The organism is Microbacterium alkaliflavum, assembly GCF_044325405.1.
In the GTDB taxonomy this organism is placed as follows: Bacteria; Actinomycetota; Actinomycetes; order Actinomycetales; family Microbacteriaceae; genus Microbacterium; species Microbacterium alkaliflavum.
The window spans coordinates 45,411-65,748 of record NZ_JBIQWL010000010.1 but is presented as its reverse complement, the minus strand read 5'-3'; the positions used below and the strand labels follow the sequence as shown (position 1 = coordinate 65,748).

Genomic DNA, 20,338 nt, shown 5'->3' with positions numbered 1-20,338 from the left:
GAGCGCCTTTCGCGTCGACTCTCGGTCAGACGAGGTCGAAGCGGTCGAGCTCCGTGACCTTGCCCCACGCCTTGACGAAGTCGTGGACGAACTTCTCGTGGGCGTCGTCCGAGGCGTAGACCTCGGCGACGGCGCGCAGCTCGGAGTTCGAGCCGAACACGAGGTCGGCGCGCGTGCCGATCCCGACCTTCTCGCCCGAGCCGTCCTTCGTGCCGAGGAACGCGTGCGCACCCGGGTCGAGCGGCTTCCACGTCGTGCCGAGGTCGAGCAGGTTCACGAAGAAGTCGTTCGTGAGCACGCCCGGGCGCTCGGTGAACACGCCGTACTGCGAACCGTCCCAGTTGGCGCCGAGGACGCGGAGGCCTCCGACGAGCACCGTGAGCTCCGGCGCGCTGAGCGTCAGGAGGTTCGCACGGTCGACGAGGAGGTACTCGGCGGGGAGCTCGGCGAGCGGGCCGTAGTGGTTGCGGAAGCCGTCGGCGACGGGCTCGAGGTAGTGGAACGACTCGACGTCGGTCTGCTCCTGCGAGGCGTCGGTGCGGCCCGGGTGGAACGTCACCTCGACCTCGACGCCGGCATCCTGCGCGGCCTTCTCGACCGCCGCGTTGCCCGCAAGCACGATGAGGTCGGCGAGCGACACCTTCTTGCCGTCCGTGCGGTCGGCGTCGAAGGCGGCCTTGACGCCCTCGAGCACCTCGAGCACCTTGGCGAGCTGCGCGGGGTTGTTGACCTCGAAGTCCTTCTGCGGCGCGAGGCGGATGCGGGCGCCGTTGACGCCGCCGCGCTTGTCGCTGCCGCGGAACGAGGATGCCGCGGCCCACGTCGCCCCGACGAGCTCGGCGACCGTGAGGCCCGACGCGAGGATGCGCGCCTTGAGCTCGGCGGCGTCGGCCGCGTCGATGAGCTCGTGGTCGACGGCGGGCACCGGGTCCTGCCAGATGAGCTCCTCGGCCGGCACCTCGGATCCGAGGTAGCGGGCGATGGGGCCCATGTCACGGTGGGTCAGCTTGAACCAGGCGCGTGCGAAGGCGTCGGCGAAGGCATCCGGGTCCTCCGAGAACTTCTTCGAGATCGGGCCGTAAGCCGGGTCGAAGCGCAGCGCGAGGTCGGTCGTGAGCATGCGCGGCTCGCGGCGGCCGTCGGAGTGCGCGAGGGGCACCATGTCGGCGCCGCCGTTGTTCTTCGGGCGCCACTGGTTCGCGCCGGCCGGGCTCTGGAAGAGCTCCCACTCGTACGCGAAGAGGATGTGGAAGAACTCGTTGTCCCAGCGCGTCGGGTGGTAGGTCCACGTCACCTCGAGGCCCGACGTGATCGTGTCGTCGCCCTTGCCCGTGCCGTGCGCGTTGGACCAGCCGAGGCCCTGCTGCTCGAGCGAGGCCGCCTCGGGGTTGTCGCCGACGTTCGAATCGGATGCCGCGCCGTGCGTCTTGCCGAAGGTGTGGCCGCCCGCGATGAGAGCGACGGTCTCCTCGTCGTCCATCGCCATGCGCGAGAACGTCTCGCGGATGTCGCGGGCCGCGAGCAGCGGGTCGGGCTGGCCGTTGGGGCCCTCGGGGTTGACGTAGATGAGGCCCATCTGCACCGCCGCGAGCGGCTTCTCGAGGTCGCGGTCGCCCGAGTAGCGCTCGTCGCCGAGCCACGTGGTCTCGGGGCCCCAGTACACGTCGTCGTCCGGCTCCCACACGTCGGGGCGGCCGCCGCCGAAGCCGAAGGTCTGGAAGCCCATCGACTCGAGCGCGACGTTGCCGGCGAGGATCATGAGGTCGGCCCACGAGATCGACTGGCCGTACTTCTTCTTGACGGGCCACAGCAGGCGGCGGGCCTTGTCGAGGTTGACGTTGTCGGGCCACGAGTTGAGCGGCGCGAAGCGCTGCTGCCCCGCGCCGCCGCCGCCGCGGCCGTCGGTCACGCGGTACGTGCCGGCGGAGTGCCACGCCATGCGGATGACGAGCGGGCCGTAGTGGCCGAAGTCGGCGGGCCACCAGTCCTGCGACGTCGTGAGGACCACTTCGATGTCCTTCTTGACGGCGGCGAGGTCGAGGCTCTCGAACGCGGCCTTGTAGTCGAACTCCTCGCCGAGCGGGTTGGCGACGGCGGGGTTCTTCGCGAGCACCTTGAGGTTGAGCTGGTTCGGCCACCACACGCGGTTCGCCGAGCCGGCCGTGGGGTGCGGCTGCGACGTGTGCACCACGGGGCATCCGCCCGGCGCCTGCGGCTCGTCCGTCACGGTGACGGACTGGTCGACTTCCGTCTCACCGCCGATTCCGGTGGCGAGGTCGTCGTGAGAGGTCATGGTGATTCCTTCCAGATGGGCGAACGGGGCGAACAGGACGAATCGGGGGTGTCAGGTCGCGGCGCACGCGGGACAGACGCCCCAGAACGTGATCTCGGCCACGTGCACGGAGAACCCGTGTGTGTCTGACGGGGTGAGGCAGGGCGGCTCGCCGACGACGCAGTCGACGTCTTCGACGGCGCCGCAGCGCGAGCACACCAAGTGGTGGTGGTTGTCGCCGACGCGCAGTTCGAAGCGGCCGGGCTGACCCGCCGGCTCGATGCGACGCACGAGGCCGGCGACGGTGAAGTCGTTGAGGGCGTTGTACACGGACTGCAAGCTCGTGTTCGGGACCGATCGCGCGACGACCTCGAAGAGCTCGTCGGCACCCGCGTGCGGATACGCGTCGAGCGCATCGATGACGGCGCGGCGCGAATCGGTCACCCGGAGGCCCGCCGCGCGGATCCGCTCGCCCGCATCGGGGGAGGGAAGGCCGCGGGAGCTCATGCCAGCAGTCTAGGGGCTTGTTTTGAATACATCAAAACAATTGGATGACTTCTGCCTTACGCATCGAGCAGTGCGCGCCGTGCGAAATGGACCGAGCCCAGGATCGGCGCATCCTCCCCGAGCTGGGTCTGGACGATCCGGAGGCCGCGCCGCGCGAACGGCAGGGCGGACTGCTCGACCTGCCCGGGTCGGGGTGACCCCTCGACCGTCCTGGATCTCGGCTGACTGGGGCAGGAGTGACCCCGAATGGCCGGAGCGGCGGGCTGTCGTCACATCCGGCCGAGGTGGGGCACGGGTGCCTTCGGGCTACCGCCGGGCGCGCCGAACGGATGCGACAGCTAGCCTCGGGACGTCGCACATCTGCATCTCGCGAACCGTATCGACCGACAAGGACCGTTCCGTGACCTTCCCCGCTCCCCGCACGATCGACCCGGGATCCGTCCCCGCCCTGCGCTGGGGCATCCTCGGAACCGGGTGGATCGCCTCCCGATTCGTCACAGCCCTCCGCACGCGCACGCCGCAGCACGTCATGGCCGTGGCCGCCCGCGACACCGCGCGCGCCGCCGCCTTCGCCGAGGCCCACGACCTCGGCCGCACGCACCAGACCGCGGACGCACTCTTCGCCGACGAAGACATCGACGTCGTCTACATCGCCACCCCGCACAGTGCTCACGCCGAGCTCGCGCTGCAGGCGATCGCGTCGGGCAAGCACGTCCTGATCGAGAAGCCGATCGCGACCAGTGCTCCGGAGGCGCGCGAGATCGTCGACGCGGCCCGCGCCGCGGGCGTGCTCGTCATGGAGGCGATGTGGACGCGGTACCTGCCGCAGTCCGACATTCTCCGGCAGCTCGTCGCGAACGGCGAGCTCGGCGAGATCCATCAGGTCACGGCCGACTTCGGTGGCCGATCGCCCTACGATCCCGCGGGGCGGATGTGGAATCCCGCGCTCGCGGGCGGCGCACTGCTCGATCTCGGCGTCTACCCGGTCTCGTTCGCGTCGTCGATCCTCGGGACGCCGACGCGGATCCAGGCGACCGGCCTCGCGACGCAGAACGGGATCGATCTGCGCGCGACGGCTCTTCTCGGGTACGAGAGCGGGGCGGATGCGTCGTGGCGACGTCGATGATCTCCTCGACGCCGATGCGCGCGGCCGTGATCGGCTCCGACGCCCGAGTCGATGTCACGGCCCCGTTCTTCAGCCCGACGGGGCTGGTCCTGACCCGACGGGTCGACCGCGTCGACGTCGTCGAGGAATGGCGCGACACCGCGTTCGAGGAACGGTACGACGCGCTCAGCTACCAGGCGACGGCGCTGGCCCGGTATGTCGGCGAAGGGCGTCTCGAGTCTCCGCTGCATCCCCTCGACGAGGTCGTCTCGGTCCTCGAGACGCTCGACGAGATCCGGACTCGGCTGACGGTCGTCGATTACGACCCGAGGGGCTGAGTTCCGATCAGCCCTCCGCCGTCAGCAGCATGACGGGGAGCTCCCGGTCGGTCTTCGACAGGTAGCTCTCGAAGCGTGGCACCCGCGACACCACCACCTGCCACGCGGCGGCGCGCTCCGCGCCGTGCAGCTGACGGGGCGTCACCGCGATGGGGCGAGCGTCGAGCACGATCGAGACCCGATCCGGATGTGCGGCGAGGTTGTAGTACCAGGCAGGGTTGTCGGTCGCGCCGGCGGCAGAGGCGACGATGATCCAGCCGCCGTCCGGCCCCGGGAACCACGCGACCGGCGTCTCGCGCACCTTTCCCGACTTCTTGCCGATCGTGACGAGCACGAGCACGCTCATGCCTCCCATGCCATGGCCCTTCTTGACCCGCCTCGCCGAGATCCCGGTGATCCAGCGCAGCAGAGCGCCTTTCGGCTGCCGCGCCCCGCGGGTCCCTTTGTGCGAATCGAAGCTCATGATCCGAGTCTGCTCCCGTTCGGCGGGGGTGGTCGCGCGTCAACCCGACGCGACTATGCCGGCGAGGAGCCTCCGCCCGTCGGGTGCACGAGCCCCGTCTCGTAACCCCACACGACGAGCTGCGAGCGGTCGCGGGCGTCGAGCTTGGCCATGATCCGGTTGACGTGCGTCTTCGCGGTGTGGGGTGAGATGAACAGCTCGCCGGCGATCTCCTCGTTCGACTCGCCCCGGGCGACGTGTGCGAGGATCTCCGTCTCGCGCGCGGTGAGCTCGGAGAGTCGGCTCGCGTCGAAGCGATCGCTCGAGGCCCCGGGCGAGGCGAGGTAGCGCTCGATGAGTCCGCGCGTGGCCGCGGGGGAGAGCAGGGCGTCGCCGGCGTGCACCGTGCGGATCGCGCGGGCGATGTCGTCGGGTTCCGAGCCCTTGCCGATGAAGCCGCTCGCTCCTGCCCTGAGCGCGGCGACGACGTAGTCGTCCTCCTCGAAGGTCGTGAGGATGAGCACGCGACTCGCGCTGAGGGCGGCGTCGGCGCGGATGAGCTCGGTCGCCTGGATGCCGTCGGTGCCCGGCATCCGGATGTCCATCAGGACGACGTCGGGGTTCAGCAGCCGCACCCGGTCAACGGCATCCCGTCCGTCGATCGCCTCGCCGACCACCTCGATGTCGTCGTGCGTGCGCAGGATCTCGCGCACCGCCGTGCGGATGAGGGCCTGATCGTCGGCGATGAGGACGCGGATCATGCGTGCGCCCGCGCGACGGCGCCCGAGGTGAGCGGGATGTGCACCTCGAGCCGGAACCCCGTCGCGTCGGTGGAGGACACGACCGTGCCGTTCACGCTCTCAGCCCGCTCGCGCACGCCGAGCAGCCCGTGCCCGCCCGAAGTCGATGACGAGGCGCCGACGGCGGCCGGGTTGGCGATGACGATGTCGACCGACGAGGAACGGACGGCCACCCAGACGTGTGCGCGGCCCGCCGAGCCGTGCTTGAGCGCATTCGTGAGGCCCTCCTGGATGATCCGGTAGCAGACGACGTCGACGGCGGTCGGGAGGTGCTCCATGTCGCCGTCGCGGCGGATGGTCGTGTGAAGTCCGGATGCCTCGAACTCGTTCAGAAGCGTGTCGAGCTGAGTCAGGCTCGTGAGGGCCCGCGGAGCGGTCTGCTCTTCGGGGAGCCGGAGCGTCGCGAGGAGGTTGCCGATCTCGCCCAGCACGTCGCGGGAGGCGCTGCGGATCGTCGCCAATGCCCGCCGCGCGGCCTCGGGATCCGCGTCGAGGGCGGAGCTGGCCACACCGGCGTTGAGGCTGATGACCGAGATCTGATGGGCGACCGCGTCGTGCAGATCGCGCGCGATGCGGAGGCGGTCCTCCGCGACGCGACGGGATGCCTCGGCTTCGCGCGTCTGCTCGGCGCGCACGGCTCGCTGCATGATCTCGGCGATGTAGGCGCGGCGCGTGCGGACGGCGTCACCGAGGGCCGTTGCGAAGCCGAAGGTGACGATGATCTGGAAGGTCCAGGCGTGGATCACGCCGCCCGTCACGATCGCCGTCACCGCGACGGTCACGATGATGATGACGAGGGCCGTGATGATCGACACCCGACGGGTCGACATGACGGCGACGGTATACATCGCGATCGCCATCGCGAGGGCGGAGAGCGGTGTCGTGGGCCACGTGAAGAGGGCGACGGCGTAGCAGACGACCGTGACGGGAAGCGCGACCCACGGGATGCGTCGGCGGAAGAAGACGAAGACAGCCGGAAGCAGCACCGCGACCGCTCCGATGACGGTGTAGACACCGGAGAGCTCGGGAAAACGGACGAACGCGCCCAGCACGACGCACAGTGCGCCGACGGCATCCCACACCCACGGCGGCACGCCGCGCGGGGCGGCGGGTGGTGCGGTGCCGGTCATCCCCTCAGCATGCCGCGCGAAGGCCGATCAGTCATGCACCCGGTGGCGTAGAGCGGCATACCGCGGATGCTGTACGCGGATGCCTCCCCGCGGCGGATTCGCCGGGCGCCTGCTTCTCGCAGAGTGGAGTCACGGGCGCTCTGCCCGGCGATTCGCACTCGAGACAGGAGAGACATGGCCACGAACGTCATCTCGGCGCACGGCCTCCGCAAGAGCTACGGCCGGGGAGCAAACCGCTTCGACGCGCTGAAAGGGGTGGACCTCGACATCGCGGAGGGAGAGTCCCTCGCGATCATCGGCAAGTCCGGATCGGGCAAGTCGACGCTCATGCACCTGCTCGCCCTGATGGACGAGCCCACGGAGGGACGCATCGAGCTCGGGGGAACCGACACGCGCGCGCTCAAGGGGCGCACGCTGAACAAGGCGCGCAACCAGACCTTCGGATTCGTGTTCCAGCAGTTCTTCCTGACGCCCGACCAGTCGGTGCTCGAGAACGTCGTCCTCCCGCTCAAGATCGCCGGCGTACGGCGGAGTGAGCGGCGTCGCCGCGGCCTCGCGGCGCTCGAGCAGCTCGACATGGGCGACAAGGCGAAGAACAAGGCCGTCAACCTGTCGGGCGGCCAGAAGCAGCGCGCCGTGATCGCCCGCGCCCTCGTCAACGACCCGCGCATCATCTTCGCCGACGAGCCCACGGGCAACCTCGACACCGCGACGGGTGCCGTCGTCGAAGACATCCTCTTCGCCCTCAACCGCGAGCACGGCATCACCCTCGTCATCGTGACGCACGACGAGGAGCTCGCGGCGCGGTGCGATCGCCGCATCCACATCCGCGACGGACTCGTCGTCGAAGCGGCGGACCGCGAGGAGGTCGCGGCATGAAGACGATCGACCTCATCGGCTCGGCGATCTCGAGCACGTTCCGCTCGAAGACGCGCACGATCCTGACGATCCTCGCGATTTTCGTCGGCGCCTTCACCCTGACGATCACGAACGGTCTCGGCACCGGCATCAACGCCTACATCGACTCGACCGTCGCGTCGTTCGGCACCGACACGGCGATCACCGTCACGAAGGCTGCCGACTCGCAAGCGCAGGCGGGAACCGACAGCGGTCCGCAGAAGTACGACCCGGATGCCGTGAGTGCTGGTCGTGGCCCCGGCGACCCCGGCACTGTCGAGGCCATGACGCAGGACGATCTCGACGCGATCGCCGCGGTCGACGGCGTCGAGAAGGTCGAACCGGTGCGCGCCGTGACGCTCGACTACATCCAGTACGGCGGAGGCGCGAAGTACCGCGTGAGCGCCGGCTCGTTCATCGCGGGCCAGGTGGTGCAGCTCGCGGCGGGGGAGCAGCCCGATTCGGGCTCGGACGCGCTCCAGCTCGCGCTGCCCGCGGGCTACGTCGAGCCGCTCGGGTTCTCGAGTGCTGCGGATGCCGTGGGCAGCACCGTGACGATCGCCCTGACCGACGGCAACGGTGAGCAGCAGACCGTCGAGGCGACCGTCGTCGGGGTGTCGGAGGCGAGCTTCAGCCTCGGCGCCGGGACCGAGGCCATCACGCCCAACGACGCGCTCACGACGACGCTGTACGACACGCAGAAGGTGGGTGTGCCGCAGGCCCAGATCGGACGCTACGCCTCGGCGCACGTGTGGGTCGCGGAAGGGGCGACGGATGCCGAGATCACGGCCGTGCAGTCGGCGCTGAAGGACGCCGGCTTCACCTCGACGACCCTGACGCAGCAGCTCGGCACGTTCACGACCGTCATCGACGGCATCGTCCTCGTGCTCAACGCCTTCGCGATCATCGCGCTGCTCGCGGCGAGCTTCGGCATCGTGAACACGCTGCTCATGTCGGTGCAGGAGCGCACGCGCGAGATCGGCTTGATGAAGGCGATGGGGATGGGGTCGGGCAAGGTCTTCGGACTATTCAGCCTCGAGGCGACCTTCATCGGCTTCCTCGGCAGCGCGATCGGCGTCGTCGCGGCGATCGCGGCGGGCACCGCGGTGAGCGGTGTGCTGTCACGTGGGTTGCTGTCGAATCTGCCGGGGCTGCAGGTGATCTCGTTCGCACCGAGCTCGATCGCCGTCATCATCCTCGTCGTGATGTTCATCGCGTTCCTCGCAGGCACGCTGCCGGCGGCGCGCGCGGCGCGGGCTGATCCGGTGGAGTCGCTGCGCTACGAGTGACTGCCACCGACGCCAGGCGGTTCGGGGTCGCGTTCTGCGGATATTCGACGTGATTCCCGCACTTCGCGACCCCGAACTTCCGGGCTGGGCCCGCTAGGTTCCCGGCCGGAGCTTCTTCGGCAGCCCCGCGACGACGAGCTCGTACGACGTGTCGATCGCCTCGCGCAGCTCGTCGTCGGGGATGCCGCCCCCCGTGTTCAGCGAGTTCCAGCCCGATCGCCCGATGTACGCCGACGCGCGGGCATCGTCGGGATACCGGACGAGCCACTCGTCGGCCTCGTCGCGGGTCGTGGCGGCCTTGACGCCGACCCTGGTCCCGTCGCCGTAGAAGGCGAAGATCTTGCCGCGCTCGCCCGGCCCCACCTTGAAGACGACGTCGCCCTCCCAGGGCTGGTCCTCCCAGGCACCCGGCTTCGCGGCGCAGTACGCGTGGACGTCTTCAGGGCTCACGGCGCCAGTATGGCCGATGGATGCCGCGCCCGCCCGGGCTGCTCCGGCGAGCGCGCTCAGCCTGCGGGCCTGAGCGTGCGCGCGTAATCCTCTTTGAGCACCGCGAGGTGGAACCACGCCTCGACGTGCGCGACGCCGGGGAGTGAGCGGATGCGCTCCAGGCTCGCGTAGAGGGCGCCCGCCGACGGCTCGACGAGCGTCATGACGGCGTCGAAGCGCCCGAGCGTGCGCGCCGCGAAGTCGACGCCCCGCCATGTCCGCAGCGCCTCCATGACCGTGTCGTCGTCGGCCGTGAGGTTGAGGCCGACACCCATCGAGAGCTGCCGGTGCGCGAGTCCGCGCGCCTCGACGGCGCTGATCTTGATGACGCCGCTGCCGATGAGCCGCTCGACGCGGGTCGTGACGGCGGAAGGGGAGAGGCGCACCGCCTCGCCGAGGGCGCGGAAGCTCATCCTGCCGTCGCGCTGCAGCAGCTCGATGAGCGCCGTGTCGGTCGTGTCGATCGTGACGTCGCCGCGGTAGTCCGACACGAAGAAGCCCTTCACGACGCTCGAGTAGATGAGCGTGTTGATGTCGACGACCCTCGGCATCGCCCGGATCTCGGCGAGGAGGTCATGCAACGCCGCCATCGAGCCGACGCGCACCTCCGTGACGAGGTCGTGCGCGCCGCCGATCGCCGACACGAGCACCGTCTCGCCGAGCCCGCGCAGGCGCTGCGCGAGCGGCTCGACCGTGGCGTCGGTGCGGATCGAGACGTGCGCGAGCACATGCTGCCCGAGGAACCCGGGATCGACGGCAGCGACGACGCGCACGGTGCCGTCGGCGAGCATCGCGTGCAGGCGCTCCGAGACGGCAGCACGAGGCCGGCCGAGCCGCTCGCCCAGCGAGTGGATGCTCGCCCTGCCGTTCTCCTGCAGGGCGCGGATCAGATCGGCGTCGAAGTCCATGTCCGCTCGATTCGTCGAATTTCCCGGGATCGCTCCTGATCCCTGACAGAAGTAGACCACACGAGGGCCCCTGAGTGACGTTTCCGAACGCATGCATGCATTCGGATTCAGAACTCCAGTGAGGAAGCCGTTCGGCTGGACTTTCGCGGTTGCCGAGGCGTCTGGACGCTCGTAGCATCCTTCGCATCCCCGATCATCCGCAAAGGAGCGGTCATGACTTCCAACCCGACCACCAGCAGGGCACGACGAGCCGGTCTCGCCGCGTTCGCCGGCACCACGATCGAGTGGTACGACTTCTACATCTACGCGACGGCCGCCGCGCTCGTGTTCGGCCCGCTGTTCTTCCCGAGCGGCGACCCCCTCGCCGAGACGGCCGCGGCCTTCGCGACCTTCGCCGTGGCCTTCCTCGTCCGCCCGCTCGGCGGCATCCTGTTCGGCCACATCGGCGACAAGCTCGGCCGGCGCGTGTCGCTCGTCATCACGCTCCTGCTCATGGGCGCCTCGACGGTGCTCGTGGGATGCCTCCCCACCTACGACGCGATCGGCATCTGGGCTCCGATCCTGCTGATCCTCCTGCGCGCCGTGCAGGGCCTCGCGGTCGGCGGCGAGTGGGGCGGCGCGGTGCTCATGAGCGTCGAGCACGCACCCGCCGGCAAGAAGACCTTCTACGGCGGCTTCACGCAGCTCGGCAACCCCGCCGGTGCGCTGCTGGCCTCGGGCATCTTCGCGATCATGTCGCGCGCAGGCGACGACTTCATCATGAACGGCGGATGGCGCATCCCGTTCCTCCTCTCGATCGTGCTGGTCGGCGTCGGCTTCTGGGTGCGCTACCGCGTCGAGGAGTCGCCGGTCTTCGAGTCGAAGGTCGAGGGCCGCAAGCAGTCGATGCCGCTCGCGTTCGCGCTGCGCGTCAACTGGTGGCCGATCCTCCTCGGCATCGGCCTGCTGCCGATCTCGACCGGCGGCTACTACCTCGCCACGACGTTCGCGACCGCGTACGCGACGGGCGACACGATCGGCGTCAGCGAGCAGGTCATCCTCGACGCCATGACGATCGCGTCGTTCATCGAGTTCCTCGTGACACTGCCCGTCGCCTGGCTCGGCGACAAGTGGGGCCGCAAGAACATCATGTACATCGGTCTTGCAACCTCCGTGCTGACGTTCGTGCCGTTCATGCTGGTGCTGCCGGGCCGCATCGAACCGGTCATCTTCCTCATGGCGTCGCTCGTGCGCATCGCGATGAGCGCCACCTACGCCCCGATCGCCGCGATCCTCGCGCAGATGTTCCGCCCGCAGGCCCGCTACACGTCGATCGCGCTGTCGTACGGCGTCGGCGCGGCCGTCTGGGCCGGCTTCTCGCCCTGGTTCGCGACCCAGCTCATCTCGTGGACGGGCAGCATCTGGTCGGTCATCGCGATGTTCACCGGCATGGCGGTCCTCGCGGCGATCTGCACGAAGCTCGCGCCGCAGCACTCCGACGAGGCGCCGGTCACCGACACCTTCGTCCCCCGCACCGACACCACCACGAATCGAGTGTCATGAGAAAGCTCGCCGCCTTCGACCGCCCCGTGCAGACCGCGCCGCGCCTGGTCACGGCCCGCGTCATCCACACCGTCGACGCCACAGGCAGCACCGCCACCGCGATGCTGACCGACGCCGGCCGCATCCTCGCCCTCGGTTCGGCCGCCGAGTGCGAGGCGGCCGCCGAGCGGCTCGGACTCGAGCCCGAACGGGTTGACCTCGGTGACGCCGTCGTCGTCCCCGGCTTCATCGACGCCCACGCGCACCCGCTCATGTTCGGCCAGCTGATGACGTGGGTCGACTGCGGGCCGGAGAAGGCGGCGAGCATCCCCGAGATCCTCGCCCTCCTGAAGGATGCCGCGGCCGGACTTCCCGCCGGGCGCCCCGTGCGGGGCTACGGCTACGAGCACCGCAACCTGGCTGAGCGGCGGCATCCCACCCGATTCGAGCTCGACGAGGTCGCGACGGACCGTGAGGTGTACCTCATGAACGCGTCGGGCCACGGGGGAGTCGTGAACTCCCGCACCTTCGCGCTGCACGGCGTCGACCGAGACACGCCGAACCCCGACGGCGGCGAGTACTTCCGCGACGCCGACGGAGAGCTCACGGGCGAGATCTCCGACGCCGCGTGCAACATCCTCACGGGCGTGCACGGCGTGAAGATCGGCCACCACGGGCCGAACTTCCACCTCGCCGACGAGCCCGAGGAGCACCTGCGACAGCTGGATGCCGCGACGCAGCGCTTCCTCGCGGGCGGCGTCACGACGATCGGCGACGCGCAGGTGTCGCGCCGCGAGTTCGACATGTACCTGCGCCTCGCGGAGGCCGGCCGACTCGAGCTGCGCGTCTCGATGTACCTCCTGTCGCACCTGCTCGACGACGCTCTCGATATGGGGCTCGTCGGCCAGTTCGGCAACGCCTACCTGAGCTTCGCCGGCATCAAGCTCTACGCCGACGGCACGCTCGGCGGCTGGACGGCGTACTTCCCCGACGGCTACGTCGGCGACCCGTGCCGTACCGGCCAGCTCTACCACGAGCCCGCCGAGTACGCCGAGCTGATCCGCCGCGCGCATGGCGCGGGGCTGCAGACGGCGACCCACGCGCAGTCGCCGACGGCGATCGAGATGGTGGTCTCGGCGATCGAGGCGGCGCTCGCCGACCGGCCCGACGCCGACGCGCGGCACCGCATCGAGCACTGCGGGCTGCCGACCCCCGAGCAGATCCAGCGCATGGCGGTGTCGGGCATCCGCCCCGTCAACCAGACGCAGCACTACTTCAACTGGGGCGAGGGCGTCGAGCAGGCGATCGGCACGCCGGGGGAGCGGTTCAACCCGCTCGGCGAGTTCGAGGCCGCCGGCGTGCCGTTCACGATCTCGTCCGACGCGCCCGTCGCCGAGCCCATCCCGCTCGAGGCCATCCAGACCGCCGTGACCCGCATCACGCGCCGAGGTCACAGGCTCGGCCCCGACGACCTCCGCGTCTCGGCGCGCGCGGCCCTCCGCGCGCACACCTACGAAGGCGCCGTGTCGATCGGCCGGGAAGACGACCTCGGGTCGCTCGAGCCCGGGAAGTACGCCGACTTCGCCGTGCTGTCGGGCGATCCGCTCGCCGTCGCGGCGGACGAGATCTCGGGCATCCGCGTGCTCGAGACGTGGGTCGACGGCGAGCGCCGACACCGGGCGGCCTGAGGATGAGCATCGTGAGCACCGACCGGGCTGAGACCGACATCGCCGAGCAGTACGCCGACACGGCGGGCCGTGCCGTCATGGAGACGATCCGCGCCTACGGCGTGACGACGGTCTTCGGCATCCCCGGCACGCACAACCTCGAGCTGTACCGCCCGCTCGCAGAGCTCGGCATCCGCGCCGTGACGAACCGCCACGAGCAGGGCTCGGGCTACGGCGCCGACGGCTGGGCGCAGCAGACCGGCCTGCCCGGCGTCGTCATCACGACGTCGGGCCCGGGCCTGCAGAACGCCATGAGTGCCATCGGCACGGCGTTCTGCGAGTCGCGGCCACTCCTCGTCGTGTCGCCGGGGGTGCCGCGCGGCGAGGAGTTCCGCGACGTCGGAACCCTGCACGAGACGAAGGATGCCTCCGCCATGGTCGGCGCGATCGCCGAGTGGTCGCGCCGAGTGTCGAGTGCCGCCGAGGCCGTCGACGCCGTGCACGACGCCTTCGCGCTGTTCCGCACGGGCCGGCCGCGGCCCGTGCACATCGAGATCCCGCTCGACGTGCTCGAGGCGCCCGCCGATCTTCCGGCGAGCGCCCGTGCGGCACGTCCGGCTGCGCGCGCGGAGCGCATCGATCGGGATGCCGTCGCCCGCGCCGGACGCCTCATCGGCGCGGCTCGGCGGCCTGTCATCGTGGCCGGCGGCGGCGCGACGCGGGCTGTCCGGGAGGTCACGGCGCTCGCCGAGCGGCTCTCGGCGCCGGTGCTCACGACGCTCAACGGCAAGGCGACCCTCGATGAGCGGCATCCGCTCTCGCTCGGCGCGAACCTGCGGCTGGAGGCTGCCCGCGACGTCGCCGAGGCGGCCGACGTGCTCATCGTGCTCGGGTCGAAGCTCGGCTCCGCGGAGTTGTGGGCGCCCGCACTCGCGGTGCGTGGTGCGGTCGTGCGCGTGGACGTGTCGGCGGCGCAGCTGCACAAGAACCTCGAGGCCACCGTCGGCATCGTCGGCGACACGGCCGCTGTCGTCGCGGAACTGCTCGACGCGCTTCCCGCCGGCACGCGGGCGCAGCCCGAGCTCGCTGTCGTGCGCGACGCCATCGCCGTTGAGACGCGCGAGGCGGCCCCAGAGACGGTCGAGCTCGCCGAGCGGATCGCTGCGGCGCTTCCCGACGACGCGATCGTCGCCGGCGACTCGTCGCAGATCGTCTACCTCGCGCTCGCCAATGTCGTGCACCAGTCGCAGCCGCACTCCCTCCTCTACACACCCACGTACGCGACGCTCGGCTACGGCCTGCCCGCGGCGATCGGCGCGCGCGTCGCACGCCCCGACCGGCCCGTCGTGGCCGTGCTGGGCGATGGCGCGCTCATGTTCTGCGTCAACGAGCTCGCGACCGCCGTCGAGCAGCGCCTCGACCTCACGATCGTGTGCGTCGACAACGGCGGCTACGCCGAGATCCGGCAGAACGAAGTGGACCGCGGCATCCATCCCATCGGCGTCGACCTCGTGCAGCCCGACTGGGTCGCCCTCGCTGCGGCCTTCGGCGGCGTCGGCCGTCGCGTCGACGCGCTCGACGACGTCGAGCCGGCCATCCGGGCTGCCGTCGCCGAGGGCGGCGTGCAGCTCGTCCACGTCCCGCAAGCGGCGCTGAACCGCCGAGACCGCAGCTCGAAGGAAGACTCATGACCGACAACATCGGACCGGTCGACGCATCGGTCAATCCCCGCTACGCGGGCATCGCGACGTTCGCCCGGCTGCCCCGCATCGAAGACGTCGAGCGCGCCGACATCGCCCTCGTCGGCATCCCGTTCGACTCCGGCGTCAGCTACCGCCCCGGCGCGCGCTTCGGCCCCTCGCACGTGCGCGAGTCGTCGCGCCTGCTGCGCCCGTACAACCCCGCGCAGGACGTGTCGCCGTTCGCCGAGGCCCAGGTCGTCGACGCTGGCGACATCCCGGCCAACCCCTTCGACATCGGCGAGGCCGTCGGCGAGATCGAGCGCGCCGCGACCGCGCTCGGGGAGCGCGTCGATCGCATCGTGACGATCGGGGGCGACCACACGATCGCGCTGCCGCTCCTGCGCGCCGTCACGAAGAAGCACGGCCCCGTCGCCGTCCTCCACTTCGACGCGCACCTCGACACGTGGGACACCTACTTCGGCGCACCCGTGACGCACGGCACGCCGTTCCGCCGCGCGAGCGAGGAGGGGCTCATCGACCTCACCGCGAGCTGCCACGTCGGCACGCGCGGCCCGCTCTACTCGCGACAGGACCTCGACGACGACCAGCGCCTCGGCTTCTCGATCATCTCGAGCGTCGACGTCGAGGAGCAGGGCGTCGAGAAGGCGATCGAGCGCATGCTGCAGCGCCTCGGCGACCGGCCTGTCTACGTCTCGATCGACATCGACGTGCTCGACCCCGCGCACGCACCCGGCACGGGTACGCCCGAGGCCGGCGGACTCACGAGCAGGGAAGTGCTCAGGATGCTGCGCGCGCTGAGCGGCAGCCGCATCGTCGGCGCCGACGTCGTCGAGGTCTCGCCCGCGTACGACCACGCCCAGCTCACCGGCATCGCCGCCAGCCACGTGCTCTACGAGCTCGTGACGCTCATGGCCGCGCAGATCGGCGGCTCGCGCCGGGCGTGACGCCGCGGTTCGATCAGCGCGGCGCTGGCGTGAGGCTCAGCGTGACGCCGCGGTTCGATCAGCGCGGCGCGGGCGGCTCGAGGGTCAGGAGCAGCCGGCACTGGTGCGCGGTCACGAACGGCTCGAGCCGCTCGACCGAGAGCGGGCCCTCGGTGTGGCGCAGCACGTCTTCGACGAGTCGTGCGTGCACACCGCATACGAGCGCGCGGTCCTCGTCGATCATGTCGTGGTACCGGCACGGCGCGAGGTCGAACGACAGCGCGCGCTCGTCGACGACGGGTTCGAGACCGGCGTCGTCGAGGTGCTCGTAGAGCACGTCGAGCTGGCGCGCGGCGTCCGGGTCGAGCGGGCCGGAATCCTGCTGCGTGACGGCGCGGAGCATCCGCCCCCGCTCACTCGCCCCTTCGACGCGTGCCGTCGCCGCCGGGTTCGACGCCGACTCCCGCACCGGATGGAACACGACGGGAGGCCGGCCGCGCGTGCCGACGGCGAGCGTCTCGCTGCGGATGAGGCCTTCGTCCTCCAGCACCCGCAGATGGTCGCGCACCGTGTTGAGCGGGATGCCGCACTCCGACGCGAGCTCGCCGATGCGGCGTCCGGGCACCCGCTGGATGGCGTGCAGGAGCTGCAGACGACGCGGCTGGGTGAGCCCGCGGAAGTCGTGGACGCGGCGGGGCATGGTTTCGAGGGTAACCGGACACAGGCCGCGAGCGGCTGGGGCGGAGCCGAATAAAACCGGTCGAAGGGGTGGCGCGCAGGCCCCGGGCGCGGGATCGTCGAAGAGTCGTCGTGACCCGATCGAGAAAGGGATCGTCATGAAGCTCTCACCGGAGTCCGAAGCCATCGTCGCCGCCACCGCAGGCGTCGTCGCCGCCCACGCGGAGGAGATCACGAAAGTCTTCTACCCCGCCATGTTCGCGGCCCACCCGGAGCTGCTCAACGTCTTCAACCGCGCCAACCAGGCCATCGGCGAGCAGCCCAAGGCGCTCGCCGCTTCGGTCGTCGCGTTCGCGGTGCAGCTGATCGACCCGAATGCACCCGACTTCACGCCCGTCATGGAGCGCATCGCGCACAAGCACGTCTCGCTCGGCATCCAGGCCCGCTCGTATCTCATCGTCGGACATCACCTGCTCGACGCCGTCGGCACGGTGCTGGGCGACGCCGTCACCCCCGAGGTGCGGGCCGCGTGGGACGAGGTCTACTGGCTGTTCGCGACGGCGCTCATCGCCGAGGAGGCGCGGCTCTACGCGCTCGGCGGCACCGACCCGGAGCAGCCGTGGCGCAAGTACCGCGTCGTGGAGCGCATCGACGAGTCCGAAGACGTCATCTCGCTGCTGCTCGCCCCCGTGTCCGGCGAGACCCCGTCGCACCACACGGGCCAGTACGTCGCGATCGCCGTCGACCTGCCCGACGGCACGCGCCAGCCGCGGCAGTACACGATCTCGTCGGGCCGCCGCGGCGATTCGCTCCGCGTGACGGTCAAGCGCGTGCGCGGCGTCGACGGAACCCCCGAGGGTCAGGTGTCGACGTGGCTGCACGAGAACGCGCAGCCCGGCACGGTGCTCGACGTGTCGCAGCCGGCGGGCGATGTCGTGCTCGACGAGTCCGACCAGCCGCTCGTGCTCGTGTCGGCGGGTATCGGCATCACGCCGATCGCGGCGATCCTCGAAGACCTCTCGCGCCGCCAGCCCGACCGCACCGTGCGTCTCTTCCACGCCGACCGGGCGCACGACACGCACGCGCTCTACGAGTCGCTGCGCCGTCAGGTGCTCGCGATGCCCGACGCGAAGGCGCAGAACTGGTACGAGACGGATGCCGAGTCCGCCCCGACGCTGCACCCCGCGCTGTCGGGATTCATGGACCTCACCGAGGTCGAGCTCCCCGACGACGCGACGGTCTTCATGTGCGGTCCGCTCCCGTTCATGCAGGCGGCGCGCTCGACCCTCATCTCGCGCGGCGTGCCGAGCGAGAGGATCAACTACGAGGTGTTCGGCCCCGACCTCTGGGCGCACAACCCCGACAACGCCGCCGCCTGAGCGTCAGCTCGGGAGCTGCGCCTTCGTGTAGCCGACGATCGCCTGCGCGTGGCCGTGACCCATGCCGTACTCCGACTTGAGGTACTCGACGACCTCCATGTGCTTGTGGTCGTCGAGCTGGTCGGCGGCGATGTCGAGCCAATCCTGGATGGGCCGGCCGTAGTTCTTCTCGATGCTCGGGAAGTACGAGGCCGGCCCCTTCGGCTTCTCGTCCGACGGCGGGGGCGGGGTCACGCGGTGCTCAGCCATGGTCGCGACTCTAGCGAGGCCGCCCGACACGCGCAGGCCGCGCGGGCTGCCGCCGCCCGACACGCGCGGGCGGCGCGAGGTTGCGGCATCCCGCACCCCCGCCGACGATGGACACATGGCACGACGGAGGATCGCGTGGCTCGCCGCCGCGTGCGTCGCCGTGCTCGTCGCCGGGATCGCGATGGCGTGGTTCTCGCGTCCGGCCGTGCCTGCGGCCTCCGCTCCCTCTCCGTCGCCGACACTGACGCCGACCCCGACTCCCACGCCCACGCCGACCCCCGCGCCGACGGGCTACCCCGCCAACACGGCCGGATACGACCTGCAGGCACTGCCCGACACCGACGTGTTCGCCGTCAATGCCGCGATGCCGGTCGACGATGCGCCGTACGGGGCCGTCACCGGCGTCGCGGCGAGACCGCGTGACTGGGCGGCGCCCGTCTTCGCCGATCCACTCGGCCAGCCCGTCGCGCGGCTGCTGCGCGACTTCGTCTACGGCGGCATGACGGTGCCCGTCGTCGAACAGCAGCAGGATTGGATCAAAGTGCTCCTGACCGGTCGCCAGGCGGTGCCGTCGCAGGGCGACCCCGCGCAGGTCGCGGGCTGGCTGCGCGTGCAGGACGTCGAGCTCACGCCGCTGGAGGCCATGGTCGAGGTCAGCATCTCGGCCCGCACCGTCGACATCTGGCGCGGCGGCGTCGCCGAGCGGGTCTCGACGGACTTCGCGTGGGGCACGCCGTCGACGCCGACCCCGCTCGGCCGCGCGTTCGTCATGCTCGTGCGACCCGATCCGAGCCTCTGGTACACGCGCGGCCACCCGATCGTGTACCTCTCCGTGCAGTCCCCGACGCTCGACGGCTTCGGCGGCTCGAGCGTCGCGGTGACCGCGTTCCACTACCACGACGACCATTCCGGACAGATCTCGAACGGATGCCTCCGCATGGACCCCGACGCGATCGAGAAGCTCGCCCAGCTCCCGCTCGGCACGCCCGTCTTCATCCGCGCGTGAGGCGGCACGCACGGCGCCTGTGGGCGTCAGGACTCCTCGCGCTGACGCTCGGCGCAGGACTCGTCGTGCATCTGCTCCTGCCCGACTCCCAGATCACCGACATCGCGGGCGACGCGCTCTATACCGTCGCGGTCTACCTCGCGGTCGTCATCGTCGCGCCTCGGCTCGCGCCCCTCGTCGTCGCCGCGATCGCCCTCGTGTGGTGCCTGGGCGTCGAACTCTTCCAGCTGACGGGGCTGCCAGGGGAGTGGGCTGCGGCCTTCCCGCCGATCGTCCTCGTCTTCGGAACTGTCTTCGACGCGCGCGATCTCTTCGTCTACGCCGTCACGGTCGCACTCGCTCTCGGGATCGACGCCGTCGTCACCGGGCGGAGCCGCCGCCTCGCCGGCTCGGGCACAATCGGCTGATGGGGTTCACGCGCGCCGAGCTCGAGTCGTACCGGGATGCCGTCATCGACGACCTCATGCCCGAGCATCCGCTCCTCGTCTTCGTCGGCATCAACCCGGGCCTGTGGACGGCCGCCACGAACGCGCCGTTCGCGCGTCCCGGCAATCGCTTCTACCCGGCGCTCGCCGCGGCGGGGGTCATCCCGTACATACCGGCGTTGTCGGAGGCCTTCACCGACGACGACCGCCGGATGCTGCAGGGCCGCGGCATCGGCATCTCGAGCATCGTGCGCCGGGCGACCGCGCGGGCCGACGAGCTCTCGTGCGCCGAGCTGCGCGAAGGCGCGGTGAGGCTGGAGAGGGATGCCGCGCGCTGGCGTCCGCGCGTGGTCGCGGTGCTCGGGATCACGGCCTATCGGCAGGCCTTCGCACGGCCTCGCGCCGTGGCCGGCCGCCAGCCCGAGACCCTCGCGGGCGCCGAGTTGTGGGTCGTCCCGAACCCGAGCGGGCTCAACGCGCACGACACCGTCGCGACCCTCGCCGAAGCGTACGCGGGGCCTGCTCGCGCGGCCGGCATCCTCCCCGCCTGACGCGCACGCGAGCACCCTGGCGTGTCGTCGGGGCCGAGCGTAGATTGCACGTGGCCGTG

General features: G+C 70.7%; 21 protein-coding genes. 12 read left to right on the top strand and 9 right to left on the bottom strand.

Annotation, left to right across the window (positions count from 1 at the left end):
• Positions 1-25 precede the first annotated feature (25 nt).
• Both katG and ACH3VR_RS19395 read right to left on the bottom strand, forming a co-directional pair.
• Positions 26-2,293, bottom strand: a complete 2,268-nt coding sequence (gene katG, locus ACH3VR_RS19400) for a catalase/peroxidase HPI (protein WP_397557974.1) — start codon at positions 2,291-2,293, stop codon at positions 26-28.
• Positions 2,294-2,344: 51 nt separating this feature from the next.
• Positions 2,345-2,779, bottom strand: coding sequence for a Fur family transcriptional regulator (locus tag ACH3VR_RS19395; RefSeq protein ID WP_397557973.1), 435 nt, complete (start codon positions 2,777-2,779; stop codon positions 2,345-2,347).
• Positions 2,780-3,179: 400 nt separating this feature from the next.
• Here ACH3VR_RS19395 and ACH3VR_RS19390 point away from each other — a divergent pair, with 400 nt between their 5' ends.
• Together ACH3VR_RS19390 and ACH3VR_RS19385 are read left to right on the top strand one after the other, a co-directional pair.
• Entirely contained in the window at positions 3,180-3,905 is a 726-nt protein-coding gene (locus ACH3VR_RS19390; protein WP_397557972.1) for a Gfo/Idh/MocA family protein, read from the top strand.
• Positions 3,890-4,222, top strand: coding sequence for a hypothetical protein (locus tag ACH3VR_RS19385; RefSeq protein WP_397557971.1), 333 nt, complete (start codon positions 3,890-3,892; stop codon positions 4,220-4,222). Before ACH3VR_RS19390 ends, ACH3VR_RS19385 begins: the two co-directional genes overlap by 16 nt.
• 7 nt (positions 4,223-4,229) lie before the next feature.
• On the opposite strand, the gene ACH3VR_RS19380 is transcribed toward ACH3VR_RS19385, so the two are convergent.
• Genes ACH3VR_RS19380 through ACH3VR_RS19370 form a run of 3 tightly spaced genes read right to left on the bottom strand, consistent with a single transcriptional unit; the run spans position 4,230 to position 6,594 of the window.
• Complete coding sequence (locus tag ACH3VR_RS19380; protein WP_397557970.1) at positions 4,230-4,685, bottom strand: nitroreductase/quinone reductase family protein; 456 nt, start codon at positions 4,683-4,685, stop codon at positions 4,230-4,232.
• A gap of 53 nt (positions 4,686-4,738) precedes the next feature.
• Positions 4,739-5,425: a response regulator gene (locus tag ACH3VR_RS19375; protein ID WP_397557969.1), complete on the bottom strand. Its 687-nt coding sequence runs from the start codon at positions 5,423-5,425 to the stop codon at positions 4,739-4,741.
• Positions 5,422-6,594: a sensor histidine kinase gene (locus ACH3VR_RS19370; RefSeq protein WP_397557968.1), complete on the bottom strand. Its 1,173-nt coding sequence runs from the start codon at positions 6,592-6,594 to the stop codon at positions 5,422-5,424. Before ACH3VR_RS19370 ends, ACH3VR_RS19375 begins: the two co-directional genes overlap by 4 nt.
• Positions 6,595-6,768: 174 nt before the next feature.
• Here ACH3VR_RS19370 and ACH3VR_RS19365 point away from each other — a divergent pair, with 174 nt between their 5' ends.
• A complete protein-coding gene (locus ACH3VR_RS19365) occupies positions 6,769-7,473 on the top strand; it encodes an ABC transporter ATP-binding protein (protein ID WP_397557967.1) in 705 nt (234 codons plus the stop codon).
• Complete coding sequence (locus ACH3VR_RS19360) at positions 7,470-8,780, top strand: ABC transporter permease (RefSeq protein WP_397557966.1); 1,311 nt, start codon at positions 7,470-7,472, stop codon at positions 8,778-8,780. Before ACH3VR_RS19365 ends, ACH3VR_RS19360 begins: the two co-directional genes overlap by 4 nt.
• 93 nt (positions 8,781-8,873) lie before the next feature.
• Here ACH3VR_RS19360 and ACH3VR_RS19355 read toward each other — a convergent pair whose 3' ends face one another.
• Both ACH3VR_RS19355 and ACH3VR_RS19350 read right to left on the bottom strand, forming a co-directional pair.
• Positions 8,874-9,230: an MmcQ/YjbR family DNA-binding protein gene (locus ACH3VR_RS19355; protein ID WP_397557965.1), complete on the bottom strand. Its 357-nt coding sequence runs from the start codon at positions 9,228-9,230 to the stop codon at positions 8,874-8,876.
• A 56-nt stretch (positions 9,231-9,286) separates the two neighbouring features.
• On the bottom strand, positions 9,287-10,177 hold the full coding sequence (locus ACH3VR_RS19350; protein WP_397557964.1) for an Lrp/AsnC family transcriptional regulator: 891 nt from the start codon (positions 10,175-10,177) through the stop codon (positions 9,287-9,289).
• A gap of 213 nt (positions 10,178-10,390) precedes the next feature.
• On the opposite strand from ACH3VR_RS19350, the gene ACH3VR_RS19345 reads away from it, so the two are divergent.
• The 4 genes from ACH3VR_RS19345 to speB are packed head-to-tail and all read left to right on the top strand — an operon-like array spanning position 10,391 to position 16,012.
• Positions 10,391-11,719 (top strand): MFS transporter, encoded by a 1,329-nt coding sequence (locus ACH3VR_RS19345; protein ID WP_397557963.1) that lies wholly within the window; start codon positions 10,391-10,393, stop codon positions 11,717-11,719.
• Positions 11,716-13,386 (top strand): amidohydrolase, encoded by a 1,671-nt coding sequence (locus tag ACH3VR_RS19340; protein ID WP_397557962.1) that lies wholly within the window; start codon positions 11,716-11,718, stop codon positions 13,384-13,386. The genes ACH3VR_RS19345 and ACH3VR_RS19340 overlap by 4 nt, the downstream gene beginning before the upstream one ends.
• Before the next feature lie 2 nt (positions 13,387-13,388).
• Positions 13,389-15,056: a thiamine pyrophosphate-binding protein gene (locus tag ACH3VR_RS19335; protein ID WP_449566857.1), complete on the top strand. Its 1,668-nt coding sequence runs from the start codon at positions 13,389-13,391 to the stop codon at positions 15,054-15,056.
• Complete coding sequence (gene speB / locus ACH3VR_RS19330; protein WP_397557960.1) at positions 15,053-16,012, top strand: agmatinase; 960 nt, start codon at positions 15,053-15,055, stop codon at positions 16,010-16,012. Before ACH3VR_RS19335 ends, speB begins: the two co-directional genes overlap by 4 nt.
• Before the next feature lie 58 nt (positions 16,013-16,070).
• Here the strand turns inward: speB and ACH3VR_RS19325 are convergent, their stop codons facing one another.
• The gene (locus ACH3VR_RS19325) at positions 16,071-16,691 is read right to left on the bottom strand and encodes a helix-turn-helix domain-containing protein (RefSeq protein ID WP_397557959.1); all 621 of its coding nucleotides are present in this window, start codon (positions 16,689-16,691) and stop codon (positions 16,071-16,073) included.
• Between the two features lie 136 nt (positions 16,692-16,827).
• On the opposite strand from ACH3VR_RS19325, the gene ACH3VR_RS19320 reads away from it, so the two are divergent.
• A complete protein-coding gene (locus ACH3VR_RS19320; protein ID WP_397557958.1) occupies positions 16,828-18,048 on the top strand; it encodes a globin domain-containing protein in 1,221 nt (406 codons plus the stop codon).
• A gap of 3 nt (positions 18,049-18,051) precedes the next feature.
• On the opposite strand, the gene ACH3VR_RS19315 is transcribed toward ACH3VR_RS19320, so the two are convergent.
• On the bottom strand, positions 18,052-18,297 hold the full coding sequence (locus ACH3VR_RS19315) for a DUF4287 domain-containing protein (RefSeq protein WP_397557957.1): 246 nt from the start codon (positions 18,295-18,297) through the stop codon (positions 18,052-18,054).
• 115 nt (positions 18,298-18,412) lie between these two features.
• On the opposite strand from ACH3VR_RS19315, the gene ACH3VR_RS19310 reads away from it, so the two are divergent.
• From ACH3VR_RS19310 to ACH3VR_RS19300, 3 genes are read left to right on the top strand one after another with little or no spacing between them, the layout of a single operon-like run.
• The gene (locus ACH3VR_RS19310) at positions 18,413-19,303 is read left to right on the top strand and encodes a L,D-transpeptidase (RefSeq protein ID WP_397557956.1); all 891 of its coding nucleotides are present in this window, start codon (positions 18,413-18,415) and stop codon (positions 19,301-19,303) included.
• Positions 19,300-19,710 carry a ribosomal maturation YjgA family protein gene (locus ACH3VR_RS19305; protein WP_397557955.1) on the top strand — a complete coding sequence of 137 codons (411 nt, stop codon included), beginning with the start codon at positions 19,300-19,302 and terminating at the stop codon, positions 19,708-19,710. The genes ACH3VR_RS19310 and ACH3VR_RS19305 overlap by 4 nt, the downstream gene beginning before the upstream one ends.
• Positions 19,710-20,279: a mismatch-specific DNA-glycosylase gene (locus ACH3VR_RS19300; protein ID WP_397557954.1), complete on the top strand. Its 570-nt coding sequence runs from the start codon at positions 19,710-19,712 to the stop codon at positions 20,277-20,279. The genes ACH3VR_RS19305 and ACH3VR_RS19300 overlap by 1 nt, the downstream gene beginning before the upstream one ends.
• The last annotated feature ends 59 nt before the right edge of the window (positions 20,280-20,338 follow it).

Bases quoted from the DNA above. Each gene is read 5' to 3' on its own strand.
- katG (WP_397557974.1), bottom strand. From the start codon at position 2,293: ATGACCTCTCACGACGACCTCGCCACCGGAATCGGCGGTGAGACGGAA.
- ACH3VR_RS19395 (WP_397557973.1), bottom strand. From the start codon at position 2,779: ATGAGCTCCCGCGGCCTTCCCTCCCCCGATGCGGGCGAGCGGATCCGC.
- ACH3VR_RS19380 (WP_397557970.1), bottom strand. From the start codon at position 4,685: ATGAGCTTCGATTCGCACAAAGGGACCCGCGGGGCGCGGCAGCCGAAA.
- ACH3VR_RS19375 (WP_397557969.1), bottom strand. From the start codon at position 5,425: ATGATCCGCGTCCTCATCGCCGACGATCAGGCCCTCATCCGCACGGCG.
- ACH3VR_RS19370 (WP_397557968.1), bottom strand. From the start codon at position 6,594: ATGACCGGCACCGCACCACCCGCCGCCCCGCGCGGCGTGCCGCCGTGG.
- ACH3VR_RS19365 (WP_397557967.1), top strand. From the start codon at position 6,769: ATGGCCACGAACGTCATCTCGGCGCACGGCCTCCGCAAGAGCTACGGC.
- ACH3VR_RS19360 (WP_397557966.1), top strand. From the start codon at position 7,470: ATGAAGACGATCGACCTCATCGGCTCGGCGATCTCGAGCACGTTCCGC.
- ACH3VR_RS19350 (WP_397557964.1), bottom strand. From the start codon at position 10,177: ATGGACTTCGACGCCGATCTGATCCGCGCCCTGCAGGAGAACGGCAGG.
- ACH3VR_RS19345 (WP_397557963.1), top strand. From the start codon at position 10,391: ATGACTTCCAACCCGACCACCAGCAGGGCACGACGAGCCGGTCTCGCC.
- ACH3VR_RS19340 (WP_397557962.1), top strand. From the start codon at position 11,716: ATGAGAAAGCTCGCCGCCTTCGACCGCCCCGTGCAGACCGCGCCGCGC.
- ACH3VR_RS19335 (WP_449566857.1), top strand. From the start codon at position 13,389: ATGAGCATCGTGAGCACCGACCGGGCTGAGACCGACATCGCCGAGCAG.
- speB (WP_397557960.1), top strand. From the start codon at position 15,053: ATGACCGACAACATCGGACCGGTCGACGCATCGGTCAATCCCCGCTAC.
- ACH3VR_RS19325 (WP_397557959.1), bottom strand. From the start codon at position 16,691: ATGCCCCGCCGCGTCCACGACTTCCGCGGGCTCACCCAGCCGCGTCGT.
- ACH3VR_RS19320 (WP_397557958.1), top strand. From the start codon at position 16,828: ATGAAGCTCTCACCGGAGTCCGAAGCCATCGTCGCCGCCACCGCAGGC.
- ACH3VR_RS19315 (WP_397557957.1), bottom strand. From the start codon at position 18,297: ATGGCTGAGCACCGCGTGACCCCGCCCCCGCCGTCGGACGAGAAGCCG.
- ACH3VR_RS19310 (WP_397557956.1), top strand. From the start codon at position 18,413: ATGGCACGACGGAGGATCGCGTGGCTCGCCGCCGCGTGCGTCGCCGTG.
- ACH3VR_RS19300 (WP_397557954.1), top strand. From the start codon at position 19,710: ATGGGGTTCACGCGCGCCGAGCTCGAGTCGTACCGGGATGCCGTCATC.